Annotated in this window: 24 protein-coding genes; 20 read left to right on the top strand and 4 right to left on the bottom strand. The window is 48.0% G+C overall.

Annotated elements, in window-relative coordinates:
* Positions 1-21 precede the first annotated feature (21 nt).
* The 6 genes from DWV73_RS06600 to iadA all read left to right on the top strand — a co-directional run bounded on the left by DWV73_RS06600 (position 22) and on the right by iadA (position 5,389).
* Entirely contained in the window at positions 22-1,056 is a 1,035-nt protein-coding gene (locus DWV73_RS06600) for an alcohol dehydrogenase (protein ID WP_117796204.1), read from the top strand.
* A 25-nt stretch (positions 1,057-1,081) separates the two neighbouring features.
* A complete protein-coding gene (locus DWV73_RS06595) occupies positions 1,082-2,056 on the top strand; it encodes a Gfo/Idh/MocA family oxidoreductase (RefSeq protein WP_117796203.1) in 975 nt (324 codons plus the stop codon).
* Positions 2,057-2,059: 3 nt separating this feature from the next.
* Positions 2,060-2,323, top strand: a complete 264-nt coding sequence (locus DWV73_RS06590) for an acylphosphatase (RefSeq protein ID WP_181357185.1) — start codon at positions 2,060-2,062, stop codon at positions 2,321-2,323.
* A 19-nt stretch (positions 2,324-2,342) separates the two neighbouring features.
* On the top strand, positions 2,343-2,465 hold the full coding sequence (locus DWV73_RS13080) for a hypothetical protein (RefSeq protein ID WP_267895299.1): 123 nt from the start codon (positions 2,343-2,345) through the stop codon (positions 2,463-2,465).
* Between the two features lie 168 nt (positions 2,466-2,633).
* The gene (yfcC, locus tag DWV73_RS06585) at positions 2,634-4,154 is read left to right on the top strand and encodes a putative basic amino acid antiporter YfcC (RefSeq protein ID WP_117796202.1); all 1,521 of its coding nucleotides are present in this window, start codon (positions 2,634-2,636) and stop codon (positions 4,152-4,154) included.
* A gap of 86 nt (positions 4,155-4,240) precedes the next feature.
* Positions 4,241-5,389 (top strand): beta-aspartyl-peptidase, encoded by a 1,149-nt coding sequence (gene iadA, locus DWV73_RS06580; RefSeq protein WP_117796201.1) that lies wholly within the window; start codon positions 4,241-4,243, stop codon positions 5,387-5,389.
* 264 nt (positions 5,390-5,653) lie between these two features.
* Here iadA and DWV73_RS12870 read toward each other — a convergent pair whose 3' ends face one another.
* The gene (locus tag DWV73_RS12870; RefSeq protein ID WP_242995761.1) at positions 5,654-5,950 is read right to left on the bottom strand and encodes a transposase; all 297 of its coding nucleotides are present in this window, start codon (positions 5,948-5,950) and stop codon (positions 5,654-5,656) included.
* 585 nt (positions 5,951-6,535) lie between these two features.
* On the opposite strand from DWV73_RS12870, the gene pheS reads away from it, so the two are divergent.
* Both pheS and pheT read left to right on the top strand, forming a co-directional pair.
* Complete coding sequence (pheS, locus tag DWV73_RS06570; RefSeq protein ID WP_117796200.1) at positions 6,536-7,579, top strand: phenylalanine--tRNA ligase subunit alpha; 1,044 nt, start codon at positions 6,536-6,538, stop codon at positions 7,577-7,579.
* Positions 7,580-7,599: 20 nt separating this feature from the next.
* Positions 7,600-10,020, top strand: coding sequence for a phenylalanine--tRNA ligase subunit beta (pheT, locus tag DWV73_RS06565; protein WP_117796199.1), 2,421 nt, complete (start codon positions 7,600-7,602; stop codon positions 10,018-10,020).
* 230 nt (positions 10,021-10,250) lie between these two features.
* Here the strand turns inward: pheT and DWV73_RS06560 are convergent, their stop codons facing one another.
* Positions 10,251-11,192, bottom strand: a complete 942-nt coding sequence (locus tag DWV73_RS06560; protein WP_022359086.1) for an ion transporter — start codon at positions 11,190-11,192, stop codon at positions 10,251-10,253.
* Between the two features lie 417 nt (positions 11,193-11,609).
* Between DWV73_RS06560 and DWV73_RS06555 the strand changes: the two genes are divergently transcribed.
* The 7 genes from DWV73_RS06555 (at position 11,610) to yqeB (ending at position 16,754) form a co-directional block, all read left to right on the top strand.
* On the top strand, positions 11,610-11,960 hold the full coding sequence (locus DWV73_RS06555) for an arsenate reductase family protein (protein ID WP_022359085.1): 351 nt from the start codon (positions 11,610-11,612) through the stop codon (positions 11,958-11,960).
* Entirely contained in the window at positions 11,939-12,775 is an 837-nt protein-coding gene (yqeC, locus tag DWV73_RS06550) for a selenium cofactor biosynthesis protein YqeC (protein ID WP_242995760.1), read from the top strand. Before DWV73_RS06555 ends, yqeC begins: the two co-directional genes overlap by 22 nt.
* A 5-nt stretch (positions 12,776-12,780) precedes the next feature.
* On the top strand, positions 12,781-13,815 hold the full coding sequence (selD, locus tag DWV73_RS06545; protein ID WP_117796198.1) for a selenide, water dikinase SelD: 1,035 nt from the start codon (positions 12,781-12,783) through the stop codon (positions 13,813-13,815).
* 12 nt (positions 13,816-13,827) lie between these two features.
* On the top strand, positions 13,828-14,445 hold the full coding sequence (gene yedF, locus DWV73_RS06540) for a sulfurtransferase-like selenium metabolism protein YedF (RefSeq protein ID WP_022359082.1): 618 nt from the start codon (positions 13,828-13,830) through the stop codon (positions 14,443-14,445).
* Positions 14,442-15,581: an aminotransferase class V-fold PLP-dependent enzyme gene (locus DWV73_RS06535; protein ID WP_117796197.1), complete on the top strand. Its 1,140-nt coding sequence runs from the start codon at positions 14,442-14,444 to the stop codon at positions 15,579-15,581. Before yedF ends, DWV73_RS06535 begins: the two co-directional genes overlap by 4 nt.
* Before the next feature lie 16 nt (positions 15,582-15,597).
* Complete coding sequence (locus tag DWV73_RS06530; protein WP_117796196.1) at positions 15,598-15,828, top strand: DUF3343 domain-containing protein; 231 nt, start codon at positions 15,598-15,600, stop codon at positions 15,826-15,828.
* Between the two features lie 110 nt (positions 15,829-15,938).
* Complete coding sequence (gene yqeB / locus DWV73_RS06525) at positions 15,939-16,754, top strand: selenium-dependent molybdenum cofactor biosynthesis protein YqeB (protein WP_117796195.1); 816 nt, start codon at positions 15,939-15,941, stop codon at positions 16,752-16,754.
* Positions 16,755-16,988: 234 nt separating this feature from the next.
* Here the strand turns inward: yqeB and DWV73_RS06520 are convergent, their stop codons facing one another.
* Together DWV73_RS06520 and DWV73_RS06515 are read right to left on the bottom strand one after the other, a co-directional pair.
* The gene (locus tag DWV73_RS06520) at positions 16,989-18,014 is read right to left on the bottom strand and encodes a transglutaminase domain-containing protein (protein WP_347472252.1); all 1,026 of its coding nucleotides are present in this window, start codon (positions 18,012-18,014) and stop codon (positions 16,989-16,991) included.
* Positions 18,015-18,068: 54 nt separating this feature from the next.
* Positions 18,069-18,338 carry a hypothetical protein gene (locus DWV73_RS06515; RefSeq protein WP_117796193.1) on the bottom strand — a complete coding sequence of 90 codons (270 nt, stop codon included), beginning with the start codon at positions 18,336-18,338 and terminating at the stop codon, positions 18,069-18,071.
* A 312-nt stretch (positions 18,339-18,650) separates the two neighbouring features.
* Between DWV73_RS06515 and DWV73_RS06510 the strand changes: the two genes are divergently transcribed.
* From DWV73_RS06510 to DWV73_RS06490, 5 genes are all read left to right on the top strand, one after another.
* The gene (locus DWV73_RS06510; RefSeq protein WP_117796192.1) at positions 18,651-20,048 is read left to right on the top strand and encodes a sodium-dependent transporter; all 1,398 of its coding nucleotides are present in this window, start codon (positions 18,651-18,653) and stop codon (positions 20,046-20,048) included.
* 445 nt (positions 20,049-20,493) lie between these two features.
* Positions 20,494-21,138, top strand: coding sequence for a hypothetical protein (locus tag DWV73_RS06505; RefSeq protein WP_117796191.1), 645 nt, complete (start codon positions 20,494-20,496; stop codon positions 21,136-21,138).
* Positions 21,139-21,202: 64 nt separating this feature from the next.
* Positions 21,203-22,000: an ABC transporter permease gene (locus DWV73_RS06500; protein WP_242995759.1), complete on the top strand. Its 798-nt coding sequence runs from the start codon at positions 21,203-21,205 to the stop codon at positions 21,998-22,000.
* Positions 21,987-22,700 carry an ABC transporter ATP-binding protein gene (locus DWV73_RS06495; protein WP_117796190.1) on the top strand — a complete coding sequence of 238 codons (714 nt, stop codon included), beginning with the start codon at positions 21,987-21,989 and terminating at the stop codon, positions 22,698-22,700. The genes DWV73_RS06500 and DWV73_RS06495 overlap by 14 nt, the downstream gene beginning before the upstream one ends.
* 13 nt (positions 22,701-22,713) lie before the next feature.
* On the top strand, positions 22,714-23,739 hold the full coding sequence (locus DWV73_RS06490) for an NrtA/SsuA/CpmA family ABC transporter substrate-binding protein (RefSeq protein ID WP_333549891.1): 1,026 nt from the start codon (positions 22,714-22,716) through the stop codon (positions 23,737-23,739).
* Positions 23,740-23,745 lie beyond the last annotated feature (6 nt).

Genomic DNA, 23,745 nt, shown 5'->3' with positions numbered 1-23,745 from the left:
TAGAAAGAAGGGGGTTAAGCAATGCAGGCATATACATATATTTCTAAGGGAAAGTTTGAATTAGTGGAAAAACCAAAACCGGTGCTTATGCACGAACGGGATGCGATTGTAAAGGTAACACTGGCCAGCATCTGTTCCAGTGATCTGCATATCAAACACGGAAGTGTGCCGCGGGCGGTCCCTGGAATTACAGTCGGTCATGAGATGGTAGGAATTGTGGAAGAAGTTGGGTCAGCGGTGACCCATGTGAAGCCGGGGGACAGAGTCACTGTAAACGTAGAGACCTTCTGCGGTGAATGCTTTTTCTGTAAAAATGGATATGTAAATAACTGTACGGACGAGAATGGCGGCTGGGCCCTGGGATGCCGTATCGACGGCGGGCAGGCCGAATATGTGCGGGTTCCATTTGCAGATCAGGGATTAAATAAGATTCCGGATGGAGTGACGGACCGGCAGGTACTGTTTGTGGGAGATGTGCTGGCGACCGGCTATTGGGCGGCGAGAATCTCTGAGATCACGGAGGAAGATACGGTTTTGATCATCGGTGCCGGTCCGACGGGTATTTGTACCCTTCTATGCGTAATGTTAAAGAAACCGAAACGAATCATTGTCTGCGAGAAAGATGAAAACCGTATCCGCTTTATAAAGGAGCATTATCCGGATGTATACACCGTTTCACCGGAGGAATGTCTGGAATATGTTCAGAAAAACAGTGATCACGGCGGAGCCGATGTGGTTCTTGAGGTGGCAGGAGCATCCTCTACTTTCCGATTAGCCTGGGAATGTGCAAGGCCTAATGCAATCGTCACGGTGGTAGCGCTCTATGACGAAGCCCAGACGCTGCCGCTTCCGGATATGTACGGCAAGAATCTTACCTTTAAAACCGGCGGTGTAGATGGATGTGACTGTGAGGAAACGCTTCGCCTCATTGCAGAGGGCAAGATCGATACGGAACCGCTTGTTACTCATACCTATCCGCTTAGCCGGATTGAAGATGCATACGAGCTTTTTGAGAACAAGAAAGATGGAGTGATTAAGGTAGCGGTGGAGTGCTAGTTGGATAAAGAAAGATAGGAGATACATGCAGAACATCAGATGGGCAGTTCTTGGAACCGGAGTGATTGCAAATGAAATGGCCGTGGCCTTAAAGAAAAACGGGCGAAACATCGATGCGGTGGGTAACAGAACCCATGAGAAAGCGGTTGCATTTGCAGAAAAATATGGGATAAAAAAGGTATATGATAATTATAATGACATGTTTACAGACCCGGATATTGATGTAATCTATATCACAACTCCCCATAATACCCATATTAATTTTATGCGCAGGGCAATTGAGAATGGAAAGCACATTCTGGTCGAAAAATCTATCACCTTAAACAGCCGGGAACTGGATGAGGCAATTGCTCTGGCGGATAAAAAGGGTGTTGTCATAGGTGAGGCCATGACGATTTATCATATGCCGATTTATAAAAAGCTTAAAGAGATTCTTGAGTCAGGGAAACTTGGAAAGGTGAATCTGATCACTATGAATTTTGGAAGCTTCAAAGAATATGATATGAACAACCGCTTTTTTAATAAAAACCTGGCAGGAGGTGCCATGCTGGATATCGGGGTGTACACGCTTTCCTTTATTCGGTGGTTTATGGATTCCAAGCCGGATCAGCTTTTATCCCAGGTAAAACCGGCACCTACAGGAGTGGATGAACAGGCAGGATTGCTGCTGATGAATCAGGAAGGCCAGATGGCATCTGTCATGTTGTCGCTGCATTCCAAGCAGCCGAAAAGAGGCATGGTATCCTGTGAAAAGGGATATATAGAAATCATGGAATATCCGAGAGCCTGGGAAGCGAGAATCACCTATACAGATTCCGGAGAAACGGAAGTGATTCAGACCGGTGAGCATGCAGATGCGCTGGCCTATGAGCTGGCGGATATGGAGAAAGCCATCCGTGGGGATGCAGAATGCATGCATTTGGATTATACAAAAGATGTGATGGATATGATGACGGAATTCAGAAAAGAATGGGGATTTCAGTATCCGGAGGAGATGTAAATTATGGTACGAAAACACATCTTTTTTTCAGGTGATGTCCAGGGCGTCGGCTTCCGCTACCGCTCCTTTTATATCGCCCAGTCCCTTGGCCTGGCCGGCTGGGTGGAGAACCTGTGGGACGGAAGAGTGGAGATGGAAGTGCAGGGAAGCGAAGTTTCCATTCGGGAAATGTTAGCTAGGATTCAGCAGCAGAGATGGATCAACGTGGCGGATATGGAGATCACAGAGATTCCCTGTGAAGAAGAACGGGGATTTAAGATAAGATAAAAACGAGGGGGATGTTACTATGTTTATCAATTTTTCCAATCATCCAAGCAAACTTTGGGCAGAGGATGAGAGAAATGCGGCTCTTCAGTATGGCACGATTGAGGATCTGGCCTTTCCGCAGGTTCCGGAAGGCGCAGTCTAATCACTGGCTAAGCCAGTGGTCATGATTTGCATTACCAGAGCCAATTCCATTTTTGGGTGTATAAAAATACAGGAAAATGACAAAAAACATGTAAATTTTTAGTTGGCTTTTTAGCATTCTATGGTAGACTAATATGGTATATCAAAAAAATGGGAAGGAGACTCAAAAATGAGCCAAAAAGAAGAAAAAGGGCTAAAGTCCTTTAACAAGGGATTCCAAGTGCCAGATACCTACATTATCATCTTTTTAGTAGTTGTTATCGCAGCACTTCTGACATTTCTTGTACCAAAGGGATTTTACGAAACACAGGATATTTCATATATGATCAATGGTGTTGAGAAAACCCGTACAGTAATCAAGGACGGAAGTTTCCAGTATCTGACAGATGATGCAGGAAATGTAGTAACAGAAGGAGTAGCACTCTTTAGCGGAGATGGTGGAACAGGATTCTTCAACTATATGTATAACGGAATCGTAAATAGTTCTGCAATCGAGATTATCGCATTCCTTATGGTAGTAGGTGGTGCATTTGGTATCATGATCCGTACAGGTGCGATTGAATCTGGATTGATCGGATTGATCCGTAAGGCCAAGGGAGCAGAAAAACTACTGATTCCGATACTTTTCGTACTGTTTTCTCTTGGTGGAGCAGTTTTCGGAATGGGAGAAGAAGCGCTTCCGTTTACTATGATTCTTTGTCCGTTGTTTGTAGCAGTTGGATATGATTCAGTTATCGCAGTTCTTGTTACTTATGTTGCCACACAGATTGGTTTCGGTTCATCTTGGATGAATCCGTTCTCTGTAGGCATTGCACAGGGTATTGCAGGTATTGACGTATTCTCCGGTGCAGGATTCCGTATGGTAATGTGGGTCGTATTTACAGCACTCGGCTGTGGAATGACTATGTTCTATGCATCAAAGATTAAAAAGAATCCGACAATCTCAATCGCATATAAGACGGATTCATATTTCCGTGAGCAGAATGAAACAACAGGAATTGACGAAGGACATTCATTTGGTCTTGGACACATTTTAGTCCTTCTGACACTGGCTGTTACAGTAGTATGGGTAGTTTGGGGAGTTATGACTCAGGGATACTACATGCCGGAGATTGCAACACAGTTCTTTATTATGGGAATTGTTTCCGGTGTGTTTGGAGTTATCTTTAAACTGAATGATATGAAACTGAATGATATTGCAACATCTTTCAAAGATGGAGCAAAAGACCTGATCGGTGCTGCCCTTGTCGTTGCTATGGCACAGGGAATCATGCAGGTTCTTGGTGGTTCTGATCCGACAACACCTACAGTTATTAATACAATTATGTATAATATTTCAAATGCATTGTCTGGAGTTTCCGGAGCAGTTGCAGCCGTACTTATGTATCTGTTCCAGTCCGTATTTAACTTCTTCGTTGTATCCGGAACAGGACAGGCTGCCATCACAATGCCGATCATGGCTCCGCTGTCAGACCTGTTAGGTGTTTCGCGTCAGACAGCTGTAGTTGCATTCCAGCTTGGTGATGCATTTACAAACCTGATTGTTCCTACATCCGGATGCTTGATTGGATCTCTTGCAATTGCAAAGATTGAGTGGTCTAACTGGATTAAATTCATGTGGAAATTCCTTGGTGTCTTAATGATTGGTGCAATCATTACAGTTCTTGTTGCAGTTGGAATTGGATTCTAAAATATGTATTTTATCTCAGTCGAGAAGACTCCCACCTCTTTTGGTGGCGAGTAATAGCAAATTTGTCTCAGTGGGAGTGATTTGTGATGAAATTAATTCAGAATATTGATGTTTATGCTCCACAGCATTTGGGGAAAAAAGATGTACTTATAATAAATGATAAGATTGTTAAGATGAAAGATGCGGGTTCTATATCCGCAGACGGATTTCTTTCTGAGGCAGAAAGGATCAATGGAGAGGGGCTACTTTTAACTCCGGGATTCATTGATAGTCATGTTCATGTACTCGGAGGCGGTGGCGAAGGCGGATTCGCCAATCGTACTCCGGAAGCAACCATGGAAGGACTTACGAAGTTTGGAGTGACAACCGTTGTTGGCTGCCTTGGAACAGATGGAATCGGTCGTGATATGTGTGCACTGGTTGCAAAGACAAAAGGATTGAATGAGCAGGGAATGTCTGCATACTGTTATACCGGAAGTTATCAGATTCCGGTCCGCACGTTGACTGACAGTATTGTGAAAGATATTATGATGATTCAGGAAATCATTGGAACGGGAGAAATCGCGATCTCTGATCATCGTTCTTCACAGCCGACTTTCGAGGAATTTGCACGTGTCATTGCGGATACAAGGCTTGGTGGTGTTCTTTCCGGGAAAGCTGGCATTGTAAATGTTCATCTGGGCGATAGTCCGAGATGCTTAGATCTGATTGAACGAGTAGTCGATGAGACAGAGATACCGGCAACTCAAATACTGCCAACACATATCAATCGAAATGAGATGCTTTTTGGCAAGTCGATTGAGTATGCACTGAAAGGCGGAGCAGTAGACTTTACTGGAAATGAAGATATTGACTATTGGGAAACTATCTGTGATGAGGTACGTGTATGTAATGGTATCAAACGAATGTTAGATGCAGGAGTAAATCCTGACCGCATAACAATTTCTTCTGACGGGCAGGGAAGCCTTCCGATGTACAGTAGTGATGGCAAATTCCTTGGAATGGGCGTTGGACAGTCCAGCTGCCTTCTGAAGGAAGTAAAGGAATGTGTATTTAAAACAGAAATTCCTTTAGAAATAGCAATTTCTACAATTACATCGAATCCAGCAGATATTCTTTGTCTTAAGGGAAAAGGTAAGGTTGAAGAAGGCTATGATGCGGATCTTTGTATTCTCGACCAGGAATTTCAGCTTGTTGAAGTGATTGCAAAAGGGAATACAGTTTATAAAAAATAAAGGATATCAGATGTGAGAAGCATCAGTCACTTAGTTGGCTGGTGCTTTTTGCGTGCTTATACAGTTGATAAAATGATAACCTTGCATAAAAAGAGATGCTGTCTGCTGGTAGAATTAAAAAGAAAAAAAGTTGTTGACATACACCACAAATATAATAACAATTCTAAATGTTTGAATTATAATTATTCTATATGATAGAAGAAGGAGATAAATAATAAATGGATGATTCCTTTCACTACTTGGGAGAGTTATTCTTTTATCTATTTAAGCGACCGGCTTAAGGCAAAGTTGACGGTATATCGGACGTTTTGTTCGAAACCATAGCCTGATCCCTTCTTTTACATACGACAGTATGCCTGAGATACCTTTAGCCAGCCGATAATAGCTGAAATGGATTTTTTCTTTTATAGGGTCTGCTTTCTGTATGATTGCAACCTTCAGGGCATGCGTTTCTGATTTCATGGATATATGTGCCAGAAATGCCATGCACAGGGTAATATAAAAATTTAGGGCATTGATTGCAGTGAGCTTCCTTACACGGAAGTTTTCAAACTGAAACATCTGCTTTTTTAGAGGTTTCTGGGCTTTGGGCTTGCAAAATGCTTGCAGTAAGTAAAATTTCTTATAATTTGAAAATACCAAGATGAAAATATCAAGGAAAGAAATCTCTTGACATTTCCCACCAACATGCCTAAAATAATAAACAGATTGCATACATGAAATCAATCAAACCAAACAAACAAACTAAAAGCTATGATCGTGTTCTATAAGATACTGTTTCCGGTCAGAGAGAAGAGGTCAGCGGCTGTGAGCCTTTTCCCGTTCAGACAGATATCCGAATTTCCCACGGGAGCTGCATTGCTGAAATTTAGAGTAGGCATTGCCGTCTGGTGTACGTTACATACCGGAAAGTGTCTGTGGCAGACGAAGAAATGACCTGCCGACAGGAAGCTGGGTGGTACCGCGGTATAGATATGATCGTCCCTTTGCACGTTTTGTGCGAAGGGATTTTTTTATGTCATGTCGCAAGCGACCGCGCTTAGCGCGAGAATGTGCCAGAGAACATCCTTTATGCACAAATTCGTGTCCACAAGTTAAAGCAATATCAAGATAAAAAGCAACAAAAGTAATAGAAGGAGAGAAATCATGCAGGATTTAAAAGAACTGAATGAAGTGATCACTGCGATCAAAGAGGAAATCCGCCAGGGTGCGGATGCTCTGACGACTTCCAAGAGTGTCTATGAGTTTAAGAAGACCTTTCTGGATAATAAGCAGGGCAGAATTGGTCTGCTGATGAAAGAAATGCGTAATGTTGCCAATGATCAGAAAGCGGAATTTGGTAAGACAATCAACGGCGCCAAGGAGTGGGCAAACAATTTCTTTGACGAGCTGGATCAGAAATTAAAGGAGAAAGAGCAGCAGCAGCGCTATGAATCAGAGAAGATTGATATTACGATGCCGCCGGTTAAAATCCGTTACGGCAAGCTGCATCCGGTTACGACGGTCCGCAATCAGCTGACGGATATCTTCACCTCTATGGGATTTGAGGTATATGAGGGAACCGAGATCGAGACCGATTATTATAACTTTACGGCTTTAAATACACCGCAGGATCATCCGGCACGCGATATGCAGGATACATTCTACCTGTCTCCGGAGTTCTTGCTCCGTACCCAGACATCGGCTGGACAGGTTCATGTCATGGAAGCGAAAAAACCGCCGATCAAGGTTGTTTCCCCGGGTAAGGTATTCCGTTCTGATGATGATGCGACCCATTCTCCGATGTTCAGCCAGATGGAAGGCCTGGTTGTTGATGAGGGCATCACCCTGTGTGATTTAAAGGGTATGCTGGATATGTTTGTTCAGAGAATTTTCGGTGAGCAGACAAAAACGAGACTTCGTCCGTCCTATTTCCCGTTCACGGAGCCGTCTGTCGAGGTCGATGTAAGCTGCTTCCAGTGCGGCGGAAAGGGCTGCCGTCTGTGCAAGGAAACTGGCTGGATCGAGGTTCTCGGCGCTGGTGTGGTAAATAAGAAGGTACTGGAAAACTGTGGCATTGATTCCAATAAATACAGTGGATTCGCATTCGGATTGGGTCTGGAGCGTATCGCAATGCTGAAATACGGCATCAACAACATCAAGATGCTTTTTGAGTCTGATCTGCGTGTGCTGGATCAGATCGATGACTGATCAGGACAGGAGGATTAGAAATGCTTGTACCGTTAAGCTGGTTAAAAGATTATGTAGATATTAATATTTCCGCAGATGAGCTGGAGAAGAAGCTTTTTGACTGTGGATTTGAGGTAGAAGAAAAATGGCAGGTTGGCAAGGATATCAGCGGCATCGTCGTTGGTTATGTTGACTCCTGTGAGCCGATTCCGGAAACACATCTTCATGTGTGCCAGGTCAATGTAGGTGGTCCGGAACTCTTACAGATCTGCTGTGGCGCTGACAATGTAAAAGCTGGCGGAAAATTCCCAGTTGCCATGATTGGCGCGAAAGTATATGCAACTGCAAAAGACCATGTGACGATCGAGGGCGTGGCTACCATTAAAAAGGGTAAATTGAGAGGTTATGAGTCCCAGGGTATGCTGTGTTCCGGTACCGAGCTTGGCTTAAACGAGGATCTGTATCCGGGCGCCGGTTACAACGGATTGCTGGTTCTGCCGGAGGATGCGGAAATTGGTTCGGATGTCAAAGAACTGACCGGCTTAAATGATTGGATCTTTGATGTTTCTATCACTGCAAACCGTCCGGACTGCCAGAGTATTTTCGGTCTGGCAAGAGAGGTTGCCGCCGCACTGGGCGAGCCGCTCAAGACACCGGCACTGGATTACACTGAGACAGAAATTGAGAAAGAAGGCTTCAATGTAACGGTAGAGGCACAGGATCTTTGCCCGCGTTACATTGCACACTATGTATATGACGTAAAATTGGGTCAGTCCCCGGCATGGATGAGACGACGTCTGGCTTTGGTAGGGAATAATTCCATTTCCAATATTGTTGATATTACAAACTATATCATGCGTGAGTTAGGTCAGCCGCTTCATGCGTTTGACTGCGATTATCTGGAGGGCAATGCGATCAACGTAAGACGCGCGGCCGAGGGCGAGAAGATCGTGACGCTGGATGAGAAAGAATTTACCTTAAATCCGAACAATCTGGTTATCTGCGACGGCAAAAAGCCGGTAGCACTTGCCGGAATCATGGGTGGTTTAAATTCTGAGGTCCGTGATACCACGACGGAAGTGATGTTCGAGGCAGCTAAATTTGCCCGTGACAACATCCGCAGAAGCTCCCGTGCATTAGGACAGGGATCCGACGCGAGCCAGCGATATTCTAAGGGCGTCGATGAGTACACAACCGAGATGGCGATGAAACGTGCCCTGCACCTGGTTGAGGAGCTGGGAGCTGGTAAGATTTCCAAGACCCATAAAAATGTAAATACCGGAAACTCCTTAGAGCCGACCACCTTCAAGACAAGTGTTAAGAAGGTAAACGCTGTTCTGGGTATTACCGTTCCGAACGAGGATATTTTACGCATCCTGACTGGCTTAAACTTCCAGCCGGAGATCAACGGCGACGAACTGACCATGCATTTCCCGGCATACCGCGAGGATATGGAAGATTATCCGGATGTTGCCGAGGAAGTGATCCGTATGTACGGCTACGATCACATCACATCGACCTTCCTGCCGAGTGCTAAGGTGACGATCGGTGGAAGCAACCTGCGTCAGAGAACAATTCTGAAAGTAAAGAGAACGCTGTGCAGTGTTGGCGCATTTGAGGGAATCCACTATTCCTTCTTCTCCCCGTCGGATCTGGATGAAATGGGATTTGCAGAGGACGCGCCAGAGCGCAGGGCGATCCGCATCATGAATCCGATCAACGAGGATCTGTCCCTGATGAGAACAACACTGGCACCGCAGATGATTCATGCGATGGGACGCAACCAGAAGAGAGGCATCTTCGAGGGACGTATCTTCGAGATTGGAAATGCATTTATTCCGAAGTCCCTGCCTCTGACGGAATATCCGGAAGAGCGAGAGACGCTGTGCATCGGTGCATTTGGTAAGGAAGAGTCCTTCTTTACCTTAAAGGGAATGGCAGAGGCAGTTGCCGATGTTTTAAATATTACTTTTAACTATGAAAAAGCAGAGAAACCGTTCCTGCATCCGTATCAGACCGCAGCGATCTTCTGCGAGGGCGAGGAGATTGGTTACCTCGGTAAGGTAAAATATGAGATCATGAAGGAAGAGGCAATGCGCGAAGATGCGTATGTGTTGGAGATCAGCATGAAAGCGCTGGAGAAATGGTATGGAAAAGCCAAAGTATTTGAGCCTCTTCCAAAATTCCCGGAGGAAAAACGTGATCTGGCGCTGGTTATGGACAAAGACATCACCTGCGGACAGGTTGAGGGCTGTATCCGCGAGGCTTGTGCTTACGTCAAGGATGTTAGCCTGTTCGACGTATACGAGGGCAGACAGATCGCAGCCGATAAGAAATCGATGGCATTTACCGTTCTCTTCACTCCGAAGGAAGAGGCGTTCAAGGCAGATACCGTTGACGGATATGTCAAGAAAGTGCTGAAACAGCTGAATAAGACGTATGGAATTGAGCTGAGAAGCTGATTTTGAAGGAAAGAAAAGGCTGCTGTCCAGAGAGAGAAACTTTGGACGGCAGTCTTTTTGTGTAATAGGAAATTCCTTGGAATTCCCTATTACACAAAAAGGCACTAACGTGCCAATGATGCGCACTCGCGCGAAGCAGAAACATGTCGCAAGCGACCGCGCTCGGCGCGAGAATGTGCCAAGGCACATTCTTTTTCACGTTCATAAAAAATATTTGATGATAAGTTTGATTACGCTTCATTTTCTATTCGTATAATCACAATATCATTTAATTTCAAAACCATATTTTTCTGCGGAAGCACCGACAGATCATCGCGCAGCACCAGAAATATCTTGATATTCTGCTCTTCTTCCATCTCTTCAATGGTTTTTCCGGCATATCGTTTATCGACGAAAACCTCGGCAATTTCCTGAATATCCGCGTCCTTCATGCTGGACAGGCTGCTCTTGCGCTGGTACTGTTCGACGAAACCGGCGCTGATGATACCGGTTGGGATCGCGACGGCACCGACTCCGAGGTAGGCGATGCAGATCGCCATCACGCGCCCAAGCGTTGTGACCGGGTAAATATCGCCGTAACCGACGGTCAGCAGCGTGGACATACTCCACCAGATGCCGCTGAATGCATTGCGGAAAATGTCCGGCTGAGCGTTGTGCTCGACACTATACATGCACATGCTGCTCGCCAGCATCAGCACCATGACGATGAACACAGAGGAAATGATCTGGTTCCGTTTTTCATAGAGTACGGTGGTAATGATGTTGAACGAGTCGTATTTCGCATTGAGCCGGAACAGATGGAAAATCCGCGCCACGCGCAGCATACGGAAAATGATGAAGCCCGACAGAAAAAAGACCGGGATGATCGTCAGCAGATCCACCACTCCATCAAAGGAAATGAGAAAGCAGAACCGGGCGCGTCCCGGCGTTTTTTCTGGATAGAGATAGTCGGCAGTCCAGATGCGCAGCGCGTATTCAATACAGAAAATCAGGACACTGGCATGTTCCAGCATGGTAAACAGACCACCGAAGGATGTTAATTGATCGAATGTTTCCAGAAACGTGACAATGATATTGCAGATGATCGTGAAGGTGATGAAAATATCGAATGCACGGCTGATACGGTTGCTCTTGTCGCCGATCTGGATGATGTTAAATATTTTTTCTTTCATAGTGGATATTTTTATAATAATTTTTGGGTGAATGTGTTTCCCTGTTGGTATAAAAGAGGGGGTTATCTCAGTCGAGAAGACTCCCACCTCTTCAGGTGGTGAGTAATAGCAAATTTGTCTCAGTGGAAGCCTTGTCTCCGACTGAGATAAACGCTCCGCGAGGATGCGCAGTGATCCTGATAGGAATATGTCAGCTTCGCTGACCAGGATCACGCGCCAAGTCTCACGGACGTTCGACTTGAATATAGTTGCAGATATTATTATTGTATCATTTTCAGGCATCCCTTGCAATCTTTCTGGTGTCTGGGTATAATTTCTGTAGGTAATTTAAAAAGGTAAAATGCTTTGTTTAAAACGGCCGCATTTAAAATAGAAGGTGCCGTATAATAGCAAGCATGCTCACAAAGGAGGAATAAGATGCTGTTTATTTATTATCCAAAATGTAGTACCTGCCAGAAAGCGAAAAAATGGCTGGATGCACAGGAAATTTCATATACAGAGCGCCATATCGTGGAGGAAAATCCGACGTATGAGGAATTGAAGAAGTGGCAGGCGAGAAGCGGGCTGCCGATCAAGAAATTTTTCAATACGAGCGGGATGCTATATAAGGAAATGCAGTTAAAGGATAAGCTGCCGCAGATGAGCGAGGACGAACAGTTGAAGTTGCTTGCCACCAATGGGATGTTGGTAAAACGCCCTGTCATTGTGGATGGAGATACTGTTTTAACGGGATTTCGGGAAAAGGAATGGGAAGAAAAGCTGCGGTGATGGACTGGGAGCAGAAGTTTCCTTTCTTACGCGAAAAAGGACAAGTGGTTTCGCTGATTGGCGGAGGCGGAAAGACGACGCTTCTGTATGCGCTGTCGGCGTACTGCACGGCGAAGGGATGGCGGGTGCTGACGACGACGACGACGCATATTCGAAAGCCGGTAAATGTGCCGTGGATTGCGGTAAATGAGGAAGAAAATACCGCGTGGGAGAATGCCAGAAAAGAGCGCGATCGTCTCTGGCAGCAGGGAACCTATGTCGTAGCCGGAACCCCAGCCCCACACGAAAAATTGACAATTCTGCCAGAATCGATTCGAAGCGAGTGGATTTCGGATGCAGATATCACATTTCTGGAGGCGGATGGCGCGAAATGTCTTCCGTGTAAATTTCCGGCGGCGTATGAGCCGGTGATACTGCCGCAGAGCGATATCGTGCTGGCGGTCGCGGGGCTGAGTGCCCTGTATCATCCGCTGGGGGAGGTGTGCTTCCGGGCGGAACTGGCGATTGAGGCGTGGAACAGGGATGTGTGCGAGTATGGGGACGCAGCTTATCCCAAAGAAGGAAAAAGACTGCTCAAAGAAGTGCCCATTTCGAAAGATACGCCTTTGACCCCAGAACTTCTGGCGTGGCTTCTTGGTAGCGAAAACGGTGCCAGAAAAGATATATCGGGGCGTTCGTTTTTTGTGGTTCTGAACCAGGCGGACACGTCAGAGCGCCGGGAGGATGGCAGAAAGGTACTGGATATCCTGAAACATAGCTACGGAATTCAGGGAATTTTAACTTCCTTTTCAGGAACAGAACGAAATCAGGAGTGAGAGAGATGAGTGAGAAAAAGGATATCGTATTTTGTACGGGCGGCGGCTGTACGGCAAAGCTGGGAGCCGGTGTTTTAAGCCGCATTTTGGAAAAACTACCGCGCGGCGAGAAGGATCCGAATCTTTTAGTCGGATATGACAGCCGGGACGATGCGGCAGTGTATCAGGTCACGGAGGATCTGGCGCTGGTGCAGACGGTTGATTTCTTCCCGCCGATGGTGGACGATCCGTATATTTTTGGACAGGTTGCAGCGGCAAATGCGCTGAGCGACGTGTACGCGATGGGCGGTGAGGTCAAGACGGCGCTGAATCTGGTGTGTTTTCCGGAATCAATGGATTTGAATGTTCTGGGACAGATTTTACAGGGCGGCGCGGAGAAGGTGGCAGAAGCAGGCGGCATTCTCGCGGGCGGTCACTCGATTGCGGACACGGGCGTGAAATACGGTTTGTCCGTGACGGGACTGGTAAATCCGAAAAAGCTGTACGCCAATGATGCCGGACAGCCGGGCGACCGCCTGATTTTGACAAAGGCATTGGGTGTTGGGCTGATTTGTTCGGCAAACCGCGTCGGAGAAGTGACAAAAGAGCAGATGGACGGAGCGGTACAGTCGATGACGACGCTCAATAAAACAGCGGCGGAAATCAGCCGGAAGTACACGGTTCACGCGTGCACAGATGTGACTGGGTTCGGTTTTCTGGGACATCTGCATGAAATGATGGGGCGCGGGCTGTCGTGCGAGATTGATGTGAAGCATATCCCGGTGCTTCCGGGCGCACGTGAGTCGGCAGATGCGTTTTTATACACGGCCGCAGGACAGAGAAACCGCAACCATGTCGGGGCGGCGGTGCAGTTTGAAAATGTACCGTTTTCAATGGAAGAGGTCTTGTTTGACCCGCAGACCTCCGGCGGACTTCTGATGGCAGCTGCCCCGGATGAGGCGGAGAAACTGGAACAGGAGCTGCAGAACGCTGGGCTTCCGGCGCGGATCGTGGGAACGATCACGGAACCGGGAGAGGTTGAAATTTTTGTACGAGGATAGGAGGAAACAGAAATGAAGAAAGTAGATGCAAGAGGAGACGCATGCCCGATTCCGGTCGTAAAGGCAAAACACGCGATAGAGGAACTTTCGGGTGCCGGACAGGTGGAAGTGCTGGTGGATAATGAGATTGCAGTTCAGAATCTGACGAAAATGGCGGAGCAGAAGGGCTATCAGAGCAGTGCAAAGAAGCTGGCGGATCAGGAATATCAGGTTATCTTTACGGTGGGTGAACAGACAGAAGAGGAAAAAGCACAGGCAGGAGCCGGATGCGAAGCCTGTATTCCGGACAGCCGTACCGATACCGTGGTTGTGATTGCCAATGATAAGATGGGCGAGGGCAGTGAGGAACTTGGAAAGACGCTTTTGAAGGCATTTACATTTGCCCTGACCCAGCAGGACAACTTGCCGAAAACCATTCTTTTCTATAACGGCGGAGCCAGTCTGACCTGTGAAGGATCTCCGATGCTGGAGGATCTGAAGACACTGGAGGCAGAAGGTGTGGAGATCCTGACCTGCGGCACCTGCCTGAATTTCTATGGTCTGACCGAGAAGCTGGCAGTCGGCGGTGTAACCAACATGTATGTTATCGCTGAAAAAATGCTGGGCGCTGGAAATGTGGTAAAACCATGATTTATATGGACAATGCGGCGACTTCGCTTCAAAAGCCGCTGCAGGTGGAACAGGCAGTCCTTGAGGCGCTTCGTACCGCAGGAAATCCGGGGCGCGGCGCGCATGAGGCAACCTTACATGCTTCAAGACTGGTGTACGGGGCACGTGCGGCAGCAGCAGAATTGTTCGATGCGGAAGATGCGTCGCGGATTGCCTTTACGGAAAACGCAACGGAGGCGCTGAACATAGCCATTTCCGGGCTGATTCGTCCGGGCGATCACGTGATCACGACGGTCTGTGAGCATAATTCGGTGCTGCGCCCTCTTTACCGTCTGCGTGATCAGGGAGCGATGCTTAGTTTTGTGGGTGTGGATGCGCGTGGAAATATAAAATATGAAGAGTTGGAAGCATTTCTGCGCCCAGAGACGCGTGCGGTGGTAATTACCGGCGCCTCCAACGTGACAGGAAATGTGACGGATCTTTCCTATATTTCTTCGTTTGTTAAACGGAATGGACTGCTTCTGATTGTGGATGCGTCGCAGACTGCAGGGGAAGAACTGTTTTCCGTGCAGAAGCTCGGAATCGACGTGCTCTGTTTTACCGGGCATAAGGCGCTTCTGGGACCACAGGGAACCGGCGGGCTGTATGTGAAGCCGGGACTTTCGGTGGAACCGCTTCTGGTTGGCGGCAGCGGCATTCACAGTTATGATGAACACCATCCGAAGGAAATGCCAACGGCACTCGAAGCCGGGACGCTCAATGTCCATGGTCTGGCGGGTCTGGCCGCAGGCATCCGTTACCGGATGGATCAGGGGATCGAGAAATTGCAGAAACGGGAGCGGGATTTAACACGCCGTTTTTACGAACAGGTGAAGGAAATTCCGGGCATCATTGTGTATGGAGCTCCGGCGGCAAAATGTCATGCGCCGATCGTCTCCCTCAACCTTGCCGGGGAAGATTCGGCACGTGTGGCGGATGTACTCTGGGAAGAATACGGCATCTGCGTCCGCGCGGGGGCACACTGTGCGCCGCTCATGCACCGGGCGCTTGGAACGGTCGGTCAGGGAGTGGTGCGGTTCAGTTTTTCGCATTTTAATACGGAAGAGGAGATTGAGAGGGCAGCAGAAGCAGTTCGGGCACTGGCAGAGGAAGCGTAGGGGAGAAATTGGTAGTATGAGAGAAAAACATCCATTTATCGTACTGTCCTTTCAGACAACTGTGGCGGCGATGAAATGGGAAAAACGATGTATGGAAACGGGCATTCCGGGACGTTTAATTCCACTTCCGAGGGAGATTTCTGCCGGCTGTGGTCTTGCGTGGCGGATGCGTCCGGAAGAGTGGGAGCAGTGGAGCGGACGGATAGACACTTCTGTTTATGATAAGGTGTCGTGTGTGTGGCAGTAAAAAGAATCACTCTAAAAGCAGAAAACACAATCAAAAAATTATTTGAAGAAGCTGCATAAACAGGTAATGGAAATAATAGTAGCAAAAGTGAGATAGGAGAAGGCATCCTCATGAAACGAGATGATTTAATTATTGTGCGCGGCGGCGGTGACCTGGCAACTGGGACGATTCATCGGCTCTGGGCGGCAGGGCTTCGGGTGCTGGTGCTGGAGATTGAAAATCCGGCGGCGATCCGGCGACAGGTAGCTCTGTGTGAGGCGGTTTATACAAAAACAACTGAGGTCGAGGGGCTTCGTGCTGTCCGGATTGATCGATATGAGGAGGCAGAAGCGGTCTGGCAGGAAAATAGCGTGCCGATTTTGATTGATCCGAAAGGCGTGTCGATTGGAGCGCTGAAACCGGCTGTTGTGATCGATGCGATTCTGGCAAAGCGAAATCTTGGAACTCGCCGGGATATGGCACCGCTCACGATTGCACTTGGTCCGGGCTTTACGGCAGGTGAGGATGTGGATGTTGTGGTGGAGACAAAGCGCGGTCACCGGCTTGGGCGAATTATCCGCGAGGGTGCGGCAATCCCGAATACGGGGATTCCGGGCGTGATCAGTGGATACGGTGCAGAGCGGGTGATTCACGCGCAGGCAGCGGGTATTTTCAAAAATGTGCGTGTGATTGGTGATATCGTTGAAGCCGGGGACACGATCGCGGAGATTTGGCAGGAGGACGGAACGAAACTTCTGGTTCAGACACAGATCACGGGCATTCTGCGAGGTCTTTTGCGGGATGGTTATCGGGTGACGGAACATTTCAAGGTAGCAGATGTCGATCCGAGAAAAGAGGAACTTTCCAACTGTTTTCTGATCTCGGACAAGGCGAGATGTATCGCGGGAAGTGTACTGGAGTTGGTGTGTGCCCAGTTATGGAAGTAAAAGAGAGACTATAGCAATAGTTCCTTTGAGAAAAATTCTAAGAAATTTCATCCTAATCATTGACGTATAGCAAAAAAACAGCGTAAAACTTTCTGGATAAGCTCCTTTGGCAGTCAGCTTTGATAAACATCAGGATCTGGTTTTGGAAGATGATCTCTATGATTGTTAGAATCTTCATGTCATAGGAAACTTCGTCCTATGACACAAAAATGCTCCGCGGAAAAGCACAGCGAACTATAAAGACGCTGTGCCTTCCGGGGTTTCTTCCCCTTCATTTGCTTCCTCCATGGTGACAATCGGCTGGATGGCCTCATCGGTGTAGCGGACGCGCAGAACTGCCTGCGGCCAGTTAAGCTTAATGAGGGCTGTTTTCTGCCGCTCTTTTCCAGCTTTTTCGATTAGGTCGAGCAGTTCACGCAGAACTTCCTTTGTCAGATAGCCGCCGCGCCAGTGAAACGTCAGTGTTTTTCCTTTTTTGGCCGCCTGTAAGGAGCGCTTGTAAACGTCCTCCTGTTTGGTAAAGGAGAGCTTCTTTTCTTTATAATAGAAATGGTCGCTGTCCGTGCAGGCAGGCGCCGGGGTGATGAGCGGTTCGTGGTCGCGGAAGATCGCCTTGTCGTCGAGATTGAAGTAATCGTAGCGGATTTCCTCGCCGGTCTGGAGGCATTTGCCGAGACTGTTGTCGAAGGTAGCGTCCAGATGGTAGTACGTTTTCCCGATCTTGACGATGTTCCAGGTATGGCGGTATTTGATGCCCTTTTCAGGGTTATTGCCGCAGAGCGCGATCATGCACCAGATGCCGAGCGTATCACAAAGAATTTTGACCGATTTGGCGATGCCCTCGCAGACGCCGACGCCCTGTCCCAGAGGTCCGATGATCTCATGGGAGTAGGGCTTTTTTAATTTGTCATAGTGAACGTGTTCGCAGATAAAATCGTGGATATAGCGTTCTTTTTCCAGTTCAGTCAGCCTCATTGCCGGGCGGGCAAGTTTTTCGACGCGGGCGCCCATCGCTTTCTGATGTTCGCGGATCTTGCCCTTGTCAAAGAGGTATTCCGGTATCAGGATCAGATTCGGGGAATCTGGGTAATACTTATATTTAAAGCCGGAAGCCCAGAAAATCTCCGGGTGATCGAGCCGCAGTTCAAAAAATACATTGCTTAAATCCTTTCCCTCCAGGCGCGGAATCTGAAATTCGTCGGAGAGATTGGTAAGCCCCTGCTGCATGGCGCGGTAGGCGGCTTGCTGGTTCTTGTTCATGTGATTATAGTAAAATGGTTCCATTTTGATATTCCTTTGTAACCTCTTTATATTTTAGTGTGATTCAGCCGCTTTCTCAATCTGCCCGGATTCCGGGTCAAACCAGACGCGATCGCCCTCATCGATTCCGGCATCATAGAGTGCCTGATCCGCGGTGCGTATCGTGTATTCTGGATGCTCTGAGAGGTTTGCATTTTCAGTTGTGTCCAGCAGACGGACACAGACCATCGTTTCCTGTCCGTCCGGGCGTTCTTCACAGCCAAAATCGGCTTCGTATATTTCTAAAACCCGGCAAAGACGCGGGAATGTTTGATTGCTGTTCATTGTGTATATGCCTCATTCCATGGGAAAATTCCTGTTTTTGTCTTTTTAATTTTAGCAGAAGATGATAAGGCAGGCAAGTAGAGATGAAGGGGGAAAAATAAATTAAATGCGAAGCCACGGCAAATTCCGTTACTGGGCATGATGCGTGAACAGTAATGATGGGGCGGCTGGGAAGAAAAGCGGGAGGGGGAGAAATTTGAGGAGAAAATTGCCGGCAGATACTTGTAATTCTAATAAAAACAGGTAGAATAGAAGCTGTCTATGTCCTCGGGAGACGGACATAAAAGTTACAATCACGGGGGTTATAAGTAAATGGCAAAAAAGAAAAACAGCTTCAGCGGTTCGCTGGGTTTTGTGCTGGCAGCAGCCGGAAGTGCCGTCGGTGTAGGAAATATCTGGCGTTTTCCGTATTTATGTGCGAAAGACGGAGGCGGACTGTTCCTGCTGGTGTATCTGGTGCTGGTGGCGACATTTGGATTTGTACTTCTGACGACGGATGTGGCGATCGGCAGAAGAACGAAGGAGAATGCGCTGCAGGCGTTTGGAACGCTGCATCCGAAGTGGAAGTTTGTCGGATACCTGACGTTTCTGGTTCCGATGTTAATTATGACGTATTATTCGGTCATCGGCGGATGGATCACGAAATATTTCTTTGAGTATTTGACGACATCCGGCAGGGATGTGGCGGAGGACGGATATTTTACATCGTTTATCACGGAAAAGAATGCGCCGCTGATTTTCACGGGAATCTTTCTGGCGCTCACAATCTGGGTTGTATACAGAGGTGTAGAGAAGGGAATTGAGAAATTTTCCTGTTTTATCATGCCGGGACTGATCCTGTTAGTCATCGGAATCGCGATTTTTTCATTGACGCTTTCCTACACGGACGCGGATGGGACGGTCCGGACGGGAATACAGGGATTCCTCGTCTACGTGCGCCCGGATTTTACGGGACTGACGGTAAGAGGATTTCTGGAAGTACTGCTGGATGCGATGAGCCAGCTCTTTTTCTCACTGAGTGTGTCGATGGGAATTATGGTAACATATGGTTCTTATGTCAAAGATGAGATCGATTTGAACAAGGCGACCAATCAGATTGAATTTTTTGATACAGGTGTGGCGCTTCTGTCCGGTATGATGATTATTCCGGCGGTCTTTGTATTTTTAGGACGCGATGGCATGGCGTCCGGTCCGAGTCTGACCTTTATTTCGCTTCCAAAGGTATTTCAGGCGATGGGCGGCGCCGGTCATATCGTGGGACTTGCATTTTTCCTGATGCTTGGCTTTGCGGCGCTGACATCCTGCGTTTCTGTCATGGAAACGCTGGTTGCCAACTGCATGGGAGTGTTTGGAAAGACGAGAAAACAGATGTGTGTGATGGTCGGAATCTATTCCCTGATCACGGCAGTTCTCATTTGTCTGGGCTACAATGTTCTGTATTTTGAGTTGAAGCTGCCGAACGGTTCCACCGGACAGCTGCTTGATGTGATGGATTATATCAGCAACAGCTTCCTTATGCCGATCATTTCCTTCTTAACCAGCATCCTGATCGGATGGGTGGTCGGACCGAAGTGGATCGTGGAAGAAGTCGAGAAAAATGGGGAACATTTTTCAAGAGCAGGTATGTACAGCTTCTTAATCCGGTATATTGTGCCGGCTGTCATGCTGGTTCTTTTCCTGGTATCGACCGGGTTTATTAATATGCTGTAATGAAAAATGGTTTTAGCCGATTTTCACGGAAAGTGCGAGAATTGGTTAAAACCTTTTTTATAGAAAAATGCGTCCCATTATTCTTCACGGTCATCCGACTCGATCTCATAGGTATATCCGGCATTTTCGATCGCCTGAATTGTATCCTTGATGCCCTGTCCGCCTGCTTTTTTTATAGGATTCAATAAAAACAGGAATCTGTTCGGAATAAAACCTATTAAAGATGTAGGAAAATAGGAACTATTAAAACCGATTTTATCATTTTTACCGGCTAGTGTCAACTTATAAAAATGTAAAAGTTTACAATCAAAACTGGACAATATATCGATTTTTTGCTATGATAAGCTAGTTAGAAAAAACTAACTTGCAGAGAACGTGAAAACGCAGTAAATTAGGTGCATAGGTGTGAAAGCTAGGCAGCCTGATTGGATAGAGTGGAGAAACAATGCAGTATTTGTGGATAAATCCGGTTTCTGCCGGGATGTGTGAGGAAGATTCGCTGAAGCGTTTTTTAGAACGGCATGGTCTGACGCGGGTCGAGTGCCGGGGCGATTGGGGACGGATCGTCCGGGAAAGATATGAAGCTAGTCTGCGGGCGGGCGTGACGCTTGCGGATGCGCGCTGTCCGGAGGCGGTTCGGCTGCTTGAAGAGATACAGAAGGAGCCGGAAAACGAATTTGGAATTGAAAACCTGAAAGTTGCCCCGATCGAGCCGATTTTACTTCACTGTGCGCGGGAATTAAGCACGCGTCCGGATCTGGCGGATGGGGAGAAGATCATCACGACGCCATGCCAGAGTCTTGCGGTGCTTGGAAATTCGCTGGGACTTGAGAATACGCGGTTTATCGCATGGAATCGTCTGGCAGGCGGTGAGGTGCGCGTCCGGGCGATCGAAGACAGCCCGATTCCGCCGGGGTATTTTGCGGGAATCTGCCGGAAAGATGGACAGGCGGCGAAGGTAGAGAGTGTCAGCAGTCCGGAGAAAATCCGGGCATATGTGGAGAGCGGAAGCTGGAAGCAGGCGGATCTGCTGGAACTTTTGTATTGTAAGGATGGATGCCATCACGGGGATGGCGTGCAGACAGAGTGAGAGAAATCTGCGGTTCATGGAAAACGCTTGAGGAAGCGGAAAATGCATGAATTGCGGCAAAAGAATGGGAAGAATGAAAGAAACGAAGAAATTCAAGGATAATTGGCAGAAATACTTCGGTCCGGCGCTGGGAATCGGAGCGGTATTTCTGATCTGGTGTTTGGTCTGCCGCATGGAGATGGTCAGTGCGTATGTGCTGCCGTCCCCGGCGCGGGTGTGGACGAGCTTTTTAAAAATGGTGAAAACCGGGGAACTGTGGGGGGATATTTCAATCAGTTTCCTGCGTGTCATGAAGGGATTTGCGATTGCGTTCCTGTTTGCCTTTGTGCTGGGAATGTTCCGGGCGCTGTTTCCGGGCAGCAGCGTTTACTATGAGTATATTGTGCAGTTTTTCCGCAATGTCCCGCCGCTCAGCATGATTCCGCTGCTGATTCTCTGGTGCGGAATCGGAGAGATGACGAAGACGGTGATTATTGTGCTGGCGTCATTTTTCCCGATGTACTTAAATATCGTGAAGGGATTTACCGGGTGCGATTCGAAACTTCTGGAAGTGGGCGATATGTTCGGCTACTCGAAGCGCCGCAAATTTTTCCGCATCATTCTGCCCTATGCGATGGCAGATATTCTGGTCGGAATGCGGATCGGGCTTGGCTATAGCTGGCGCGCCATTATCGGTGCGGAGATGGTGGCGGCGTCCACCGGGCTTGGACATATGATTTTATTTGCACAGCAGATGTCGCGGACCGACAAGGTGATCGTGGGGATTCTGGCGATCGGGGCAGTCGGATATGTGACGGACCGCCTGTTTGGATGGATGATAGGATTTGTGCTGAAAGGATCCGGGGAAAATGGCTGGAATTGAACTGATTGATATTCATAAAACATACCGGGTGGATAACCGGGAGATTCCCGTTTTAAACGGGATCAACCTGTCGCTTCCGGCGGGGAGAATCACCGTGATTCTGGGGCAGAGCGGATGTGGGAAAACGACGCTTCTGCGGCTGACCGGAGGACTGGAGACGGCGGACAGCGGAGAGATCCGCTGGGAGAGCGCCCACAAGACGGCATTTGTCTTTCAGGAACCGCGCCTCATGCCGTGGCTGACCGTCTGGGAAAATGTGGTGTTCGGGCTTTCAAAAAAGGAGACAGATCCGGGGAAAATAGAGGCGGTTATCCGCACGGTCGGATTATCTGGATTTGAAAAAGCATATCCGGCACAGCTCTCCGGCGGAATGCAGCAGCGGGCGGCGATCGCGCGGGCGCTGGCGTATGAGCCGACCTTTATCATGATGGATGAGCCGTTTGCTGCGCTTGACTATTTTACAAGGGAACAGATGCAGAAAGAGCTTCTGCGTGTCCAGCAGGAGCGCAGTGCGAGCATTCTGTTTGTGACGCACAGCATCGATGAGGCACTGATTCTGGGAAGCCAGATTGCGGTCATTGAAAAGGGCATGGTCAAGGCGCTCTATGAGGTCAAGGCGCCGCAGGAAGAGAGGAATCTTTTGGAGGATGAGATGATAACCCTGAAAAGGGATATTATAAATAATTTACATTTTATTTAGAGGAGGAACGATTATGATGAAACGATGGATGGCAATGGGAATGGCACTCTGCCTTATCGCAGCTTCCCTGGCAGGCTGCTCCGGTACAAAAGATGCGGCTGAGAGCACGCAGGCAGAGGCAGAAACCAGCGCAGAGGAGGCGGAAGCCGAGGAGGAGACAGCGAAAGAATCTGATCTGGATAAGCTGACCTTTACGTATGTAACTTCTCCGCTCAATGTGCCGACGATCATCGAGAAAAATCAGGGTATTTTTGAAAAAACATTTGGCGATATGGGGATTGAGGTTGATTATGCGGAGCTGACCTCCGGGGCAGATCAGACACAGGCGCTGGCTTCCGGCGATGTGCAGGTTTTGTATGCGGTTGGCGGTACTTCGGTGATTCTGTCTGCAGCAAATGGAGCGGATATCAAGGTATTAAATATGTACAGCCGTTCTCCGAAGGCATTCTGTATGTATTCTAAGGATGAGTCCCTGACGACGCCGGAAAGCCTGAGAGGAAAGACAATCGCAGGACCGACCGGAACCAACCTGCATGAGCTTCTCGTTTCCTATCTGGCAACGGCTGGCATGACGATCGACGATGTCAACTATGTCAATATGTCGATCCCGGATGCAAAAGCAGGTCTGGACGGCGGCAGTGTAGACGTGGCTCTGGTTGCTGGCGCAACTGCTTACAATGCAGGGAAGCAGGGTTACCACCTGGTAGCCGACGGCGAAGGCCTGATTAAGGCGATCATTGCAGTGGCAGTGACACAGAAATTCTATGACGAGCACCCGGAGATCATCGAGAAGCTGGAAGAAGCACAGACCGAGATTGCTGATTTCATGGAAGAAAAACCGGATGAGACGATGCAGATCGTAGCAGATGAACTGGATCTGGATGTCGATGCGGTGAAGAGTATGTACGATCTCTATGATTTCTCTACGGAAATCACAGACGAAGATAAGGCTGGATTCCAGAAGACGGCGGATTTCATGTATGAATCTGGTATGATCGATGAGAAATTTGATGTGAATCAGTTATTTATTGAAAAATAATCAGTG

The organism is Clostridium sp. AF12-41 (genome assembly GCF_003461685.1).
GTDB lineage: Bacteria > Bacillota > Clostridia > Lachnospirales > Lachnospiraceae > Otoolea > Otoolea fessa.
Note: the sequence above shows the minus strand (reverse complement) of the source record. Positions and strands in the feature narration are given on the sequence as shown.

What these genes read in the sequence shown, in the direction of transcription:
- DWV73_RS06600 (WP_117796204.1), top strand. Translation starts at nt 22, where the DNA reads ATGCAGGCATATACATATATTTCTAAGGGAAAGTTTGAATTAGTGGAA.
- DWV73_RS06595 (WP_117796203.1), top strand. Translation starts at nt 1,082, where the DNA reads ATGCAGAACATCAGATGGGCAGTTCTTGGAACCGGAGTGATTGCAAAT.
- DWV73_RS06590 (WP_181357185.1), top strand. Translation starts at nt 2,060, where the DNA reads ATGGTACGAAAACACATCTTTTTTTCAGGTGATGTCCAGGGCGTCGGC.
- DWV73_RS13080 (WP_267895299.1), top strand. Translation starts at nt 2,343, where the DNA reads ATGTTTATCAATTTTTCCAATCATCCAAGCAAACTTTGGGCAGAGGAT.
- yfcC (WP_117796202.1), top strand. Translation starts at nt 2,634, where the DNA reads ATGAGCCAAAAAGAAGAAAAAGGGCTAAAGTCCTTTAACAAGGGATTC.
- iadA (WP_117796201.1), top strand. Translation starts at nt 4,241, where the DNA reads ATGAAATTAATTCAGAATATTGATGTTTATGCTCCACAGCATTTGGGG.
- DWV73_RS12870 (WP_242995761.1), bottom strand. Translation starts at nt 5,950, where the DNA reads ATGTTTCAGTTTGAAAACTTCCGTGTAAGGAAGCTCACTGCAATCAAT.
- pheS (WP_117796200.1), top strand. Translation starts at nt 6,536, where the DNA reads ATGCAGGATTTAAAAGAACTGAATGAAGTGATCACTGCGATCAAAGAG.
- pheT (WP_117796199.1), top strand. Translation starts at nt 7,600, where the DNA reads ATGCTTGTACCGTTAAGCTGGTTAAAAGATTATGTAGATATTAATATT.
- DWV73_RS06560 (WP_022359086.1), bottom strand. Translation starts at nt 11,192, where the DNA reads ATGAAAGAAAAAATATTTAACATCATCCAGATCGGCGACAAGAGCAAC.
- DWV73_RS06555 (WP_022359085.1), top strand. Translation starts at nt 11,610, where the DNA reads ATGCTGTTTATTTATTATCCAAAATGTAGTACCTGCCAGAAAGCGAAA.
- yqeC (WP_242995760.1), top strand. Translation starts at nt 11,939, where the DNA reads ATGGGAAGAAAAGCTGCGGTGATGGACTGGGAGCAGAAGTTTCCTTTC.
- selD (WP_117796198.1), top strand. Translation starts at nt 12,781, where the DNA reads ATGAGTGAGAAAAAGGATATCGTATTTTGTACGGGCGGCGGCTGTACG.
- yedF (WP_022359082.1), top strand. Translation starts at nt 13,828, where the DNA reads ATGAAGAAAGTAGATGCAAGAGGAGACGCATGCCCGATTCCGGTCGTA.
- DWV73_RS06535 (WP_117796197.1), top strand. Translation starts at nt 14,442, where the DNA reads ATGATTTATATGGACAATGCGGCGACTTCGCTTCAAAAGCCGCTGCAG.
- DWV73_RS06530 (WP_117796196.1), top strand. Translation starts at nt 15,598, where the DNA reads ATGAGAGAAAAACATCCATTTATCGTACTGTCCTTTCAGACAACTGTG.
- yqeB (WP_117796195.1), top strand. Translation starts at nt 15,939, where the DNA reads ATGAAACGAGATGATTTAATTATTGTGCGCGGCGGCGGTGACCTGGCA.
- DWV73_RS06520 (WP_347472252.1), bottom strand. Translation starts at nt 18,014, where the DNA reads ATGAACAAGAACCAGCAAGCCGCCTACCGCGCCATGCAGCAGGGGCTT.
- DWV73_RS06515 (WP_117796193.1), bottom strand. Translation starts at nt 18,338, where the DNA reads ATGAACAGCAATCAAACATTCCCGCGTCTTTGCCGGGTTTTAGAAATA.
- DWV73_RS06510 (WP_117796192.1), top strand. Translation starts at nt 18,651, where the DNA reads ATGGCAAAAAAGAAAAACAGCTTCAGCGGTTCGCTGGGTTTTGTGCTG.
- DWV73_RS06505 (WP_117796191.1), top strand. Translation starts at nt 20,494, where the DNA reads ATGCAGTATTTGTGGATAAATCCGGTTTCTGCCGGGATGTGTGAGGAA.
- DWV73_RS06500 (WP_242995759.1), top strand. Translation starts at nt 21,203, where the DNA reads ATGGGAAGAATGAAAGAAACGAAGAAATTCAAGGATAATTGGCAGAAA.
- DWV73_RS06495 (WP_117796190.1), top strand. Translation starts at nt 21,987, where the DNA reads ATGGCTGGAATTGAACTGATTGATATTCATAAAACATACCGGGTGGAT.
- DWV73_RS06490 (WP_333549891.1), top strand. Translation starts at nt 22,714, where the DNA reads ATGATGAAACGATGGATGGCAATGGGAATGGCACTCTGCCTTATCGCA.